This window comes from Pseudomonas sp. Irchel s3a18, assembly GCF_900187535.1.
In the GTDB taxonomy this organism is placed as follows: domain Bacteria; phylum Pseudomonadota; class Gammaproteobacteria; order Pseudomonadales; family Pseudomonadaceae; genus Aquipseudomonas.
Genome location: NZ_FYDV01000010.1, coordinates 95111 through 109570, shown reverse-complemented (window position 1 = coordinate 109570; position 14460 = coordinate 95111). Strand labels below are relative to the sequence as shown.

2 protein-coding genes are annotated in these 14460 nt (G+C 63.3%); both read left to right on the top strand.

Features of this window, described 5'->3' with window-relative positions:
- The first annotated feature begins 325 nt into the window (after positions 1–325).
- Positions 326–13339 carry a non-ribosomal peptide synthetase gene (locus CKW29_RS15565; protein ID WP_095148805.1) on the top strand — a complete coding sequence of 4338 codons (13014 nt, stop codon included), beginning with the start codon at positions 326–328 and terminating at the stop codon, positions 13337–13339.
- Between the two features lie 257 nt (positions 13340–13596).
- Positions 13597–14421, top strand: a complete 825-nt coding sequence (locus CKW29_RS15560; protein WP_095143823.1) for an alpha/beta fold hydrolase — start codon at positions 13597–13599, stop codon at positions 14419–14421.
- The last annotated feature ends 39 nt before the right edge of the window (positions 14422–14460 follow it).

Sequence of the window (14460 nt, the reverse complement as noted above, 5' to 3'; positions counted from 1 at the left end):
GCCGTCCAACGCATCGAGCGACAAGCTAGGCTTAATGATAATTATTGTCAATTGAGAGGGATAATTAATTCTATTGGGCAAGGCGTTTTGCGAACCGCCTCACGCTGAGAGGCCGTGAACCGCTGCGCTGAGCCTCAAGCACGGACTAATTATTTCGATTCTCCATCCGTTCTCATTGGTGAATGGCTCCGGGCGATGGCCCCGGTTTTGCCGCTTTACCAAGCCTTGCGCGGTCGGCAAAGACCGCGTCCTGCACGTTCTTCAGTGGACGTGGCGCAAGAAAAAATCGACTCCATTTGCAAGCCGAATTCAGGCAGGAACCCTCATGAGCGACGCGTTCGAACTCCCCAGCACACTGGTCCAAGCCCTCCAGCGCCGCGCGGCCCTGACGCCGGACCGGATGGCCTTGCGCTTTCTTGGCGAAACGCCGGAGCAGGGCGTCGTCTTGAGTTACCGCGAGCTGGACCTTCGCGCGCGAACCCTGGCGGCGGCCCTGCAGGCGCAGGCACAACCCGGCGATCGCGCGGTGCTGTTGTTCCCCAGCGGTCCGGATTACGTCGCGGCGTTTTTCGGTTGTCTGTACGCCGGCGTTATCGCGGTGCCGGCTTATCCACCGGAATCGGCGCGCCGTCATCATCAGGAGCGCCTGCTCTCGATCATTCACGATGCCGAGCCGCGCCTGTTGCTGACCAGTACCGACCTGCGTGATTCGTTGCAGCAAATGAGTGAGCTGAGCACCGTGCACGCGCCGCAATGGCTGTGCATCGACGAGTTGGACCGTTCGCTGGCCGAGCGTTGGCAGGTACCGTGCCTGCAGGCTGATGACATCGCCTTCCTGCAATACACCTCGGGCTCCACGGCGTTGCCTAAAGGCGTGCAGGTCAGCCACGGTAACCTGGTCGCCAACGAACTGCTGATCCGCCGGGGGTTTGGCATCGACCTGAACCCGGATGACGTGATCGTCAGCTGGTTGCCGCTGTACCACGACATGGGGCTGATTGGTGGCCTGCTGCAACCGATCTTCAGTGGTGTGCCCTGCGTATTGATGTCGCCGGCGTATTTCCTCGCGCGACCGCTGCGCTGGCTGGAAGCGATCAGTGAGTACGGCGGCACCATCAGCGGCGGTCCGGACTTTGCCTATCGGCTGTGCAGCGAGCGGGTCAGCGAGTCGGCGCTGGAGCGTCTGGACCTCAGTGGCTGGCGCGTGGCCTATTCCGGCTCTGAACCGATTCGTCTCGACACCCTGGAGCGTTTCGCCGAGAAGTTTTCCGTCAGCGGGTTTACCCCGGACAGTTTCATGGCGTCATACGGGTTGGCCGAGGCCACGCTGTTCGTAGCAGGCGGTGCGCGCGGCCAGGGTATCCCGGCGCTGCGTCTGGATGAGCAGGCGTTGGCGCAGAACCGTGCCGAACCGGGCGAGGGTGGCGCCATCATGAGTTGCGGCCACAGCCAGCCTGAACACGCGGTGCTGATCGTCGACCCCCAGGCGCTGACGGAACTGGCTGACCAACAGGTCGGCGAAGTCTGGGCGGCCGGGCCGAGTATCGCCCATGGGTACTGGCGTAACCCCGAAGCCACGGCGCAGACCTTTGTCCAGCATGCAGGGCGCACCTGGTTGCGCACCGGCGACCTGGGCTTCCTGCGCGATGGCGAACTGTTCATCACCGGGCGCTTGAAAGACATGCTGATTGTGCGCGGCCACAACCTGTATCCACAGGACATCGAACAGGCCATCGAGCGCGAAGTGGAGGTGGTGCGCAAAGGTCGGGTCGCGGCCTTCGCCGTGAATCATCAGGGCCAGGACGGTATCGGCATCGCTGCGGAAATCAGCCGCAGCGTGCAGAAAATCCTGGCGCCCGAGACGCTGATCAAAGCCATTCGCCAGGCGGTGGCCGAGGCCTTTCAGGAGGTCCCCAGCGTCGTGGTGTTACTCAATCCCGGTGCGCTGCCGAAGACCTCGAGCGGCAAGCTACAGCGCTCGGCGTGTCGCAGCCGGCAGGTCGATGGCAGCCTCGACGCCTACGCGCAGTTCCCCGACGATGATGAGCCCGCCGCTGGCGAGCCTCGGTCGGTGTCGGAACTTGAAAGCCTGATCGGCCAGATCTGGTGCGACCATCTGCACGTCGAGCACGTGGGCGCCGACGATCATTTCTTTCTGTTGGGTGGCAACTCCATCGCCGCCACGCAGGTGGTGGCGTGCCTGCGCCAGGCGTTGGGTCTGGAGTTGAATCTGCGCCTGCTGTTCGAGGCCCCGACCCTCGCGGCATTTGCCACGGCAGTGGCACGACAACAACAGGACGGCGGGCAGGCCTTGGGCACCATCAAGCCCTTGGCGCGCAACGCAGCATTGCCGCAATCGCTGGCGCAAAACCGTTTGTGGATTACCTGGCAACTGGAACCGCAGAGCAGCGCCTACACCATTCCCGGTGCCTTGCAGCTGCGTGGCGAGCTGGATGAAGACGCCTTGCGCGGCAGTTTCCAACAGTTGATCGAGCGCCACGAATCCCTGCGCACGCGGTTTTTCGAACGGGACGGCCAGGCGCTGCAGCAGGTCGACCCCGCCTGTGAGTTCAACCTGCAATTGATCGATATCAGCGACCTGCCGCTGGCCGAGCGTGAAGCCCGTGCCCGGCAGATTCGTGAAGACGAGGCCCGCACCCAGTTCGATCTGGAGAACGGCCCGTTATTCTGGGTCACCCTGGTACGCCTGGACGATGAAGAGCACCAATTGCTGGTGACCCTGCATCACATCATTGCCGATGGCTGGTCGCTGAACGTGCTGATCGACGAGTTCTCGCACCTGTATGCCGCCGCTGTCCAGGGCCAGACCGCTGCCCTTGCCGCCTTGCCGTTGCAGTATGCGGATTACGGCAGTTGGCAACGCCAATGGCTGGCGCAGGGGGAGGGCGAGCGGCAACTGGCTTACTGGAAGCAGCAGTTGGGCGACGAGCACCCGGCCCTGAACCTGGCGACCGATCATCCACGCTCTGCCCAGGCGTTGCGCAGCGCAGCACGCTACACCCAGCGACTGGACGCTGGCTTGAGCGAGGCGATTCGCCAGACCGCCCAGGCTCTTGATGCGACGACCTTCATGCTGTTGCTGGCAGGGTTCCAGAGCCTGTTGCATCGCTATAGCGGCCAGCGCGATATCCGGATTGGCGTCCCCAATGCCAACCGTCCGCGCCTGGAAACCCAGGGGCTGATCGGCTTCTTCATCAACCCCCAGGTGCTGCGCGCCGAAGTGGATTCGCGTCTGCCATTTGTCGAACTGCTGGCGCAAACCCGCGCCCGCGCACTGGATGCCCAGGCCCATCAGGACCTGCCGTTCGAGCAACTGCTCGAGGCGTTCCCGCAAGCCCGCGAGCAGGGTCTGTTCCAGGTGATGTTCAACCATCAACAGCGTGACCTCGGTGCCCTGCGCCGCTTGCCGGGGCTGCTCGCCGAGGAGCTGTCGTGGCACAGCCGCGAGGCCAAGTTCGACCTGCAACTGCACAGTGAAGAGGACCGCAATGGCCGCTTGAGCCTGTCCTTCGACTACGCCGATGAGCTATTCGATGAAGCGACGGTCCAGCGTCTGGCCCGGCACTTGGTCAACCTGTTGCGCGGTGTTTGCGAGCAGCCGCAACTGGCCATTGGCGACCTGTCTCTGCTTGAGCCCAGCGAACACGCCGAGCAAGCACAGTGGAGTGTTGCACCCCGCACCACGGCGAACCAATGGCTACCGGAGTTGCTCAACGAGCAAGCGCGCCTGACCCCGCAACGCATTGCCCTGATGTGGGAGGGCGGGCAACTGGACTACGCCGAGCTGCACGCCCAGGCCAACCGCCTGGCCCATTACCTGCGCGACAAAGGTGTGGGGCCGGACGTCTGTGTGGCGATTGCCGCCGAGCGATCGCCGCAGCTGTTGATCGGCGTGCTGGCGATCATCAAGGCCGGTGGCGCCTATGTACCACTGGACCCGGATTACCCGGCCGAGCGCTTGGCCTACATGCTCGAAGACAGCGGCGTGACGCTGCTGCTGACCCAGAGTCAGCTGCTGCAACGCCTGCCGACAGCGGTGGGTGTCAGTGTCATCGCCATGGACACCCTCAACCTTGACAGTTGGTCGAGTCATGCACCGGGGCTGCACCTGCAGGGCGACAACCTGGCCTACGTGATTTACACCTCCGGCTCCACCGGCCAGCCCAAGGGTGTCGGCAACACCCATGGGGCACTCAGCGAACGGCTGCAGTGGATGCAGGCCACCTACCGCCTCGATGAAAGCGATGTGCTGATGCAAAAGGCGCCGATCAGTTTCGACGTGTCGGTGTGGGAGTGTTTCTGGCCGTTGATCACTGGCTGTCGTTTGCTGCTGGCAGGCCCTGGGGAGCATCGCGACCCCCAGCGCATTGCCCACCTGGTGCAAGCTTTCGGCGTGACCACGCTGCACTTTGTACCAGCGTTGTTGCAGCTGTTCATCGACGAGCCCACGACGGCCGCATGCACCCGCCTGCGCCGCCTGTTCTCCGGTGGCGAAGCCTTGCCTGCCGAGTTGCGCAACCGCGTGCTGGAGCAATTGCCGGCGGTACAACTGCACAACCGCTACGGCCCGACTGAAACGGCGATCAACGTCACCCATTGGCACTGCCACACGAGCGATGGCGAACGCTCGCCGATTGGCCGGCCGCTGGGCAATGTGGTGTGCCGGGTGCTGGACAGTGATTTCAATCCGCTGCCGGCCGGAGTCCCCGGCGAGCTGTGCATCGGTGGTACCGGCCTGGCTCGGGGGTATCTGGGACGACCCGGGTTGACCGCCGAACGCTTTGTCGCCGATCCGCTGAGTGAACAAGGGGCGCGTTTGTACCGCACCGGTGACCGCGTGCGCTGGAGCGCGGAGGGTGCTCTGGAATACCTCGGACGTCTCGATCAGCAGATCAAACTGCGTGGCTTCCGGGTCGAGCCGCAAGAAATCGAAGCACGCCTGCTGGCACAGGACAACGTCGTACAGGCCGTGGTGCTGGTGCGTGACACCGTTGCCGGCGCGCAGTTGATCGGCTACTACACGGTGGTCGATAGCGTTGAAGCGCCAGAGGCGCAAAGTCAGCGCCTGAAACACGCACTGGCTGCCGAGCTGCCGGAGTACATGGTCCCGGCACAGTTGGTGCGCCTGGACACAATGCCCTTGAGCCCGAGTGGCAAGGTCGACCGTCGTGCGTTGCCGCAGCCCCAGTGGCAGGTGCGTGAGCAGATTGAACCGGTCACGGCGCTGGAGCAGCAGATCGCCGCGATCTGGCGTGAAGTGCTGGGCCAGGCCCAGGTCGGTCTGCGCGATGACTTCTTCGCCCTCGGCGGCCACTCGTTGCTGGCCACCCAGATCATCTCCCGGACCCGGCAGGCCTGCGACGTCGAGTTGCCGCTGCGGGTGTTGTTCGAGGCCAGCGAGCTGGGTGACTTCGCCGAGCAGGTGCGCTTGATTCAAGCGTCGGGTCAGCGCAACCAACAGCCGCCGATCGAGAAAGTCGACCGCAGAGCACCGGTGCCGTTGTCCTATTCCCAGCAGCGCATGTGGTTCCTCTGGCAGATGGAGCCGGACAGCCCGGCCTATAACGTTGGCGGCATGGCGCGTTTGCGCGGGCTGCTGGATGTCGGGCGTTTCGAGGCGGCGTTGCAAGCGCTGGTCATGCGTCACGAAACCCTGCGCACCACCTTCCCCAGCGTTAACGGTGTGGCCTGGCAGCGGGTTCATCCGCAAACCGGCCTGCGCATGGACTGGCAGGACTTTTCGACGCTGGACGCTGACCTGCGCGAGGAGCGAGTCCAGCAACTGGCCGACCGTGAAGCGCACACCGCGTTCAATCTGGAAACCGGGCCGTTGCTTCGGGCCTGCCTGGTCAAGACCGCCGAGCACGAGCACTACCTGGTACTGACCTTGCACCACATCGTCACCGAAGGCTGGGCGATGGATATCTTTGCCCGTGAGTTGGCGGCCTTGTACGAAGCCTTCCTCGATGATCGGGGGTCGCCGCTGGAACCGTTGCCGGTGCAGTACCTGGATTACAGTGTCTGGCAGCGTCAATGGCTGGAGTCCGGCGAGCGTCAGCGTCAGCTCGACTACTGGACTGCACAGCTGGGCCATGAGCATCCGCTGCTGGAGCTGCCGGGTGACCGCCCAAGACCTGCGGTGCAAAGTCATCGGGGCGAGCTGTTTCGCTTTGATCTGAGTGACGACCTCGCCACACGGGTGCGCACCTTCAATGCACAACAGGGCCTGACCCTGTTCATGACCATGACCGCCGCCCTGGCCGTATTGCTCTACCGCTACAGTGGCCAGACCGACTTGCGTATCGGTGCTCCGGTGGCCAACCGCATTCGCCCGGAAAGCGAAGGGCTGATCGGTGCGTTTCTCAACACCCAGGTCCTGCGTTGTCAGCTCGACGGGCAGATGACGGTGACCGAGTTGTTCGAGCAGGTTCGCCAGCGAGTCATCGAAGGTCAGTCCCACCAGGACCTGCCGTTCGATCACTTGGTAGAAGCCTTGCAGCCACCGCGCAGCACGGCCTACAACCCGCTGTTCCAAGTGATGTGCAACGTTCAGCGCTGGGAGTTCCAGCAGAGCCGTTCGCTGGCCGGCATGACGGTCGAGTATCTGGCCAACGATGCACGGGCGACCAAGTTCGACCTGAACCTGGAAGTCACCGAACTCGATCATCGGTTGGGTTGCTGTTTCACCTACAGCACCGATCTGTTCGATGAGCCGCGCATCGCCCGCATGGCCGGGCATTGGCGCAACCTGCTGCGTACCTTGATCAGCGACCCTGAACAGCGACTCAGTGAACTGCCGTTACTGGACGCCACCGAGCAGCAACAGCTGTTGGCCAGCCTTGCGCAAGCGCCGGGCGAACATCGCCTGGACCAGTGCATTCATCACCTGTTCAGCGAGCAGGTGTTGGCGCGCCCCGACGCGCCGGCCTTGACCTTCGCCGCTCAGACCTTGAGTTATGCCGAGCTGGATCGTCGCGCCAATCGTCTGGCCTGGGGGCTCCGTGAGCTGGGCGTCGGCCCGCAGGTGCGGGTCGGCCTGGCGCTGGAGCGCTCGCTGGAAATGGTCATCGGGCTGCTGGCGATTCTCAAGGCGGGCGGTGCCTATGTGCCGCTGGACCCGGAGTACCCGCTGGATCGCCTGCACTACATGATCGAAGACAGTGGCCTTGGCCTGTTGCTCAGCGACGCGGCGATGTTCGAGGCGCTGGGTGAACTGCCGCCCGGTGTGGCGCGTTGGTGCCTGGATAGGGATGCCGTGCGACTGGTGAATTACCCGGACTGCGAGTTGCCCCTGATCAGTTCGCCGCTGGATCCGGCCTACCTGATCTATACCTCCGGCTCCACCGGCAAGCCCAAGGGCGTGGTGGTAGCCCACGGCGAAATCGCCATGCATTGCCGCGCGGTGATCGAGCGCTTCGGCATGCGTGCCGATGACTGCGAACTGCATTTCTATTCGATCAACTTCGATGCCGCCACCGAGCGTCTGTTGGTGCCATTGCTCTGCGGTGCACAGGTGGTGTTGCGGGCTCAGGGGCAATGGGACGCGCAAGCGATCTGCCAGCTGATTCGTCAGCACCGCATCACTGTTCTCGGCTTCACCCCCAGTTACGGCAGCCAGTTGGCGCAATGGCTGGCCACCCAGGGGGAAACCCTGCCGGTGCGCATGTGCATCACCGGTGGCGAAGCCTTGACCGGGGAGCACCTGCAGCGAATCCGCGCAGCCTTCCAGCCGAGTCTGTTTTTCAATGCCTATGGCCCGACCGAAACCGTGGTCATGCCATTGGCCAGTCTGGCCCCGCAAAACCTGGAGGAGGGCGCCGGCAGCGTACCGATCGGCCGTGTGATCGGTGACCGCGTGGCCTACATTCTCGACGCTGACCTGGCGCTGGTGCCGCAAGGCTCGACCGGTGAGTTATACATTGGCGGGGCCGGTCTGGCCCAGGGCTATCACCAGCGTTCGGGGATGACTGCCGAACGCTTTGTCGCCGACCCGTTTGCCGCTCATGGCGGGCGGCTGTACCGCACCGGCGACCTGGTGCGCCAGCACATCGATGGCCTGGTGGAGTACCTGGGGCGCATCGACCATCAAGTGAAGGTTCGCGGTTTCCGCATTGAACTCGGTGAAATCGAAACCCGCCTGCTGGAACATCCGGCGGTACGTGAAGCGGTGGTGTTGGCGCTCGATACCCCAAGCGGCAAACAGCTGGCCGGCTACCTGGTCAGTGAGGTGGCCGAACAGGACCTGGCGCAGCAGGCAACGCTGCGCGACTCGCTCAAGGCGCACCTGAAAACCCAATTGCCGGATTACATGGTGCCAACGCACCTGATGCTGTTGGCTCGCTGGCCGCTGACGGCCAACGGCAAGCTTGACCGCCGTGCGCTGCCCACACCGGACCTGGATCTCAATCGCCAAGCGTACGTCGCCCCGAGCAACGCGCTGGAGCAGACGCTGGCCGGTATCTGGTGCGACGTGTTGAACGTCGAGCAGGTCGGCCTCAACGATAACTTCTTTGAACTGGGCGGCGATTCGATCCTGTCGATCCAGGTCGTCAGTCGGGCACGTCAGCAGGGTATTCACTTCAGCCCACGGGACCTGTTCCAGCATCAAACGGTGCAGGCGCTGGCGGCAGTGGCCACGCGTACCGAACAGGTCATGGCCGAGCAAGGCCTGCTCACGGGTGAGTCGGCACTGACGCCGATTCAGCATTGGTTCTTCGAGACCGATATGGCGGCGCGTCAGCACTGGAACCAGGCGCTGTTGCTGGAGCCTACGGTGAACCTTGAACCTCATCGACTGGAGCAAGCGTTGCTAGCGGTGGTCGAGCAGCATGACGCCTTGCGCCTACGCTTCACGCCAATGGCCGGGCAATGGCGAGCCGAGCATCAGGCGCTGACGGATGCCGCCTTGCTGTGGCAAGTCCGGGTACCGGACCTGGACCACTGTGAAGCGCTGTTCGCCGATGCCCAGCGCAACCTGGATCTTGAGCAGGGTCCGCTGATGCGAGTGGTGTTGGTCGATGGGGCCGAGGGTGGGCAACGTCTGTTCATTGCCATTCACCACCTGGTGGTCGACGGGGTGTCGTGGCGGGTGTTGCTGGACGATCTGCAGACTGTCTACCGTCAACTCGAGGCGCAACAGGCCGTGCGCCTGCCGGCGAAAACCAGCGCGCTACGTGACTGGAGCGCACGCTTGCAGGCCTATGCCAGCAGCGAATCCCTGCGCGAAGAGCTGCTCTGGTGGCAAGAGCAACTGGCCACGGCCCGGTCCGGGCTACCCTGCGATCACCCTGAAGGTGGCCGGCAGCAGCGTCACGCACAAACTGTCAGCGTACGGTTGAGCGCCGAGCAGACTCGGCAATTGCTGCAACAGGCGCCCAGTGCTTACCGGACCCAGGTCAACGACTTGCTGCTCACCGCCCTGGCCCGCGTGCTGTGCCGCTGGAGCGGCAATGACTCGGCGCTGATTCAGCTCGAAGGCCACGGCCGTGAGAGCCTGTTCGACGAGATTGACCTGACGCGCACCGTCGGCTGGTTTACCAGCGCCTACCCCTTGCGCCTGACACCCGAACGCATCGAAGACGCGACCGGGCAGGGCGCTTCGATCAAGGCCATCAAGGAACAACTGCGTGCAGTGCCGCACAAGGGGGTGGGGTATGGTGTGCTGCGCTACCTGGCCGATGACGCGTGCCGGCAGCAGATGGCGGCACTGCCGCAAGCGTCAATCACCTTCAACTACCTGGGTCAGTTCGATCAGAGCTTTGGCAACGACGCGCTGTTCCAGCCATTGGATCAACCCGTCGGTGCCGCTCATGACCCGGATGCACCGTTGCCCAATGAACTGAGCATCGACAGCCAGGTGTATGGCGGTGAGCTGTTGTTGCGCTGGACCTTCAGCGCGCAGCGCCATGATGGGCAGACCATCCGCGAATTGGCGCAGGCCTACCTCGACGAATTGCAGGGCCTGATCGCCCACTGCCTGAACGACAATGCCGGAGGCCTGACACCGTCAGATTTCTCGCTGGCGCAACTGACCCAGGTGCAGCTCGACGAGCTGCCGGTTCCCGCCTCGCAGATTGAGGACCTGTACCCGCTCACGCCGATGCAGGAAGGCATGTTGCTGCACACCTTGCTGGAACCGGGCACTGGCCTGTACTACATGCAGGACCGTTACCGTATCCACAGTGAACTTGACCCGCAGCGATTCGCTCAGGCGTGGCAGGCGGTGATCGCTCGGCACGAAGCCTTGCGGGCCTCGTTCTGCTGGGACATCGGCGCGCAGATGCTGCAGGTTATCCACACGCCGGGCAGCACCCCGATCGAGTTCCTGGACTGGAGCTCGGTGGCCGAAGATGAGCAGGAGCCCAAGCTGCAAGCCTTGCTCAAGGCCGAACGCGAGGCCGGCTTCGACCTGCTCCACCAGGCGCCGTTCCACCTGCGGCTGATCCGCGTCGGCGCGGCACGCTACTGGTTCATGATGAGCAACCACCACATCCTCATCGATGCCTGGTGCCGATCCTTGTTGATGAATGACTTCTTCGAGATCTACACGGCAATGGGCGAGGGGCGGGAGGCGCAACTGGCCGTGGCACCGCGCTATCGCGACTACATTGGCTGGCTGCAACGCCAGGACATGGCCGAGGCACGCCAGTGGTGGAAGCACAATCTGCAAGGCTTTGAACGGACCACGTCGATACCGGGTGACCGTCCGTTCCTGCGTGAACACGCGGGTGACAGTGGCGGCATGATCGTCGGTGACTGCTACACCCGGCTGGACGCCCGCGCCGGCGCGCGACTGCGGGAGCTGGCCCAGGCCTATCAATTGACCGTCAACACCTTTGCCCAGGCGGCGTGGGCCCTGGTCCTGCGACGCGTGAGCGGTGATCGCGACGTGCTGTTCGGCGTCACCGTGGCCGGGCGTCCGGTGGAGATGCCCGAGATGCAACGCACGGTGGGGCTGTTCATCAACAGCATCGCCTTGCGCGTCAAGCTGCCCGAAGACGATCAACCCTGCAGTGTGCGCCAATGGCTGAGCGATCTGCTGGACAGCAACATGCAACTGCGCGAGTACGAGTACCTGCCGTTGGTGAACATCCAGGAACAGAGCGAACTGCCCAAGGGCCAACCCCTGTTCGACAGCCTGTTCGTGTTCGAGAATGCCCCGGTGGAAGTCTCGGTGCTGGACCGTGCGCAAAGCCTCAACGCCACCTCGGACTCGGGCCGAACCCACACCAACTTCCCGCTGACGGCGGTGTGCTATCCGGGGGATGACCTGGGGCTGCACCTGTCCTACGACCAGCGTTACTTCGACGCCTCCACGGTCGAACGCATGCTTGGCGAGTTCAAGCGACTGTTGATTGCCCTGATCGATGGTTTCCACGGCGACATGGCGGACTTGCCCTTGCTGGGCGAGCAAGAGCGGGACTTCCTGATCAACGGCTGCAACCAGAGCGAGCATCACTACCCGCTGCAGCAGAGCTATGTCGAACTGTTCGAAGCCCAGGTCGCCGCGTATCCACAGCGCATTGCCGTCAGTTGCCTGGACCAGTGCCACAGCTACAGCGAGCTCAACCAGCGAAGCAACCGCCTGGGTCATGCCCTGGTGGCAGCGGGGGTGCGGATGGATCAGCCAGTGGCGTTGCTCGCGGAACGCACTCCAGACCTGCTGGGGATGATCATCGGCAGCTTCAAGGCCGGTGCCGGTTACCTGCCGCTGGACCCGGACCTGCCGAGTCAGCGCCTGAGCCGGATCATCGAGCTGAGCCATACGCCGTTGCTGGTGTGCAGTGCGGCGTGCCGTGAACAGGCAGTGGCATTGCTGGATGAGTTCGGTTGTGCCAATCGACCTCGCTTGCTGGTCTGGGAGGAGGTGCAGGCGGGTCAGGCCCCGGTGCATAACCCGGGGATCTACAGCGGCCCGGATAACCTGGCCTATGTGATCTACACCTCCGGTTCCACCGGTCTGCCCAAGGGGGTGATGGTCGAGCAACGCGGCATGCTCAATAACCAGTTGAGCAAGGTGCCCTACCTGCAACTGAGCAAAATCGACGTAATCGCGCAGACCGCTTCGCAAAGCTTTGATATCTCGGTCTGGCAGTTCCTTGCCGCACCGTTGTTCGGTGCACGGGTGGACATCGTGCCGAACGCCATCGCCCATGATCCGCAGGGACTGCTGGCCCACGTGCAGGCCCAGGGCATCACCGTGCTGGAGAGTGTGCCTTCACTGATTCAGGGCATGCTTGCCCAGGAGCGGATGTCATTGGACGGCTTGCGCTGGATGTTGCCGACGGGCGAGGCGATGCCACCTGAACTGGCGTACCAATGGTTGCTGCGTTACCCGGATATCGGGCTGGTCAATGCCTATGGCCCGGCGGAATGCTCGGATGACGTCGCGTTCTTTCGCGTCGACCAGGCCTCGACTCGCGGCAGTTACTTGCCGATTGGTACGCCGACCGACAACAACCGTTTGTACCTGCTTGATGGTGCACTGGAGCTGGTGCCGCTGGGGGCCGTGGGCGAATTGTGCGTGGCTGGCACGGGGGTGGGGCGCGGTTATGTCAGCGACCCGCTGCGTACCGCCCCGGTGTTTGTGCCCAATCCGTTTGGTGCCCCGGGCGAGCGCCTGTATCGCAGCGGCGACCTGGCAAGGCGGCGTCCCGACGGTGTGCTTGAGTACGTCGGCCGCGTCGACCATCAGGTGAAGATCCGCGGCTACCGCATCGAGTTGGGGGAAATCGAGGCGCGCCTGCATGAACAGCCAGAGGTCCGCGAAGCGGCGGTCTGCGTGCAGGAAGGTGTCAACGGCAAGCACCTGGTCGGCTATCTGGTGGCCAGCGATTCGACTCAGGATCAAGGTGAACAACTGGAGGGGATCAAGCAACGCCTGCGCGCCGTGCTACCCGACTACATGGTACCGCTGCACTGGTTGTGGCTGTCGCGCATGCCGCTCAATGCCAACGGCAAGCTCGATCGCAAGCAGCTGCCGGCGCTTGCGATCGGGCAGTTGCAAAGCCAGGACTACCAGGCGCCGGGAACGGAGCTTGAGCAAACCCTGGCGGACATCTGGGCGCAGGTGCTGAAAGTCGAGCAGGTCGGGGTTCGCGACAATTTCTTCGAACTGGGCGGTCATTCACTGCTGGCCACGCAAATCGCCTCGCGGGTACAAAACGCCTTGCAGCGGGATGTGCCGCTGCGTGCGATGTTCGAGTGCAGCACGGTGCAGGCGTTGGCGATGTACATCGAAGGGCTGTCCGCGACGGACATCACCGAGGAGAAGGTGGACCGATTGAATGACCTGATAGCAGAGCTGGAAGGGCTGTAGTTTTGCAGCGCTTGTAAGTGCCACTTGTCCGGAGCGCCGCCCGGACCGGGCTTGCTCTCTCACGGCATCGGTGTCGCAGGCGTCGTGTGGGAGCGGGCTTGCCCGCGACAACGACCGCGTAGAGGTGGGTGGTCGGTAGCGCTTGTGCGCGGTGGCCTTGTCACATGCGCTATTGAAGCCGGAATTGACGCTCATACCTGCGCGGGACAGTCTGCCGGACCATTTCTGACAAGCACACTGTGCAAAGGAGACAACGGATGCCCTTCGTTACGATTGATGGACAACCCCTTCACTATATTGACCAAGGTGTGGGCCCTGCGGTGCTGTTGGCCGGTAGTTACTTGTGGGACCAGGCTATGTGGGCGCCACAGATTGCGGCCTTGTCGCAACAGTATCGGGTGATTGCCCTGGACCTGTGGGGACACGGTGAGTCCGGGTCGCTGCCCCAGGGCACGGCCTCCCTGGATGACCTGGCGCGCCAGGCCCTGGCGCTGCTCGATCACCTGGACCTTGAGCATGTGACGCTGGTCGGCCTTTCGGTCGGCGGCATGTGGGGGGCGCGCCTGGCCCTGTCCCACCCGCAGCGCATCAACGGCCTGGTGCTGATGGACACCTACCTCGGCGCCGAACCCGAGGCCACCCGGCAGTACTATTTTTCGTTGCTCAAGCAGATCGAGGAGGCGGGTGCGATTACGCCGCAGATTCTCGATATCGTGGTACCGATTTTCTTCCGGCCGGGAATCGACCCGCAGTCACCGCTTTATCAGCAGTTTCGCGCATCACTGGCAGCCTTACCGCCTGAGCGTTTGCGCGAGAGCATCGTACCGCTGGGGCGGATCACGTTTGGTCGAGAGGATGTGTTGGCGTGTCTGAGTCAGTTGAACCCGCAAGCCACGCTGGTGATGTGCGGTGACCAGGACACTCCAAGACCGCCTTCGGAAACCATGGAAATGGCAGAGTTGATTGGCTGTCCCTATCGACTGGTACCTGAAGCCGGACATATCTCCAATCTGGAAAATCCGCGGTTTGTCACTGAGGCCTTGTTGGCGTTCCTGGCTGACAGGCATCCGTGCAGCGGTTGATTGGAATTCGCAGGCCGCCCCCATTCGGCGGGCGGTACT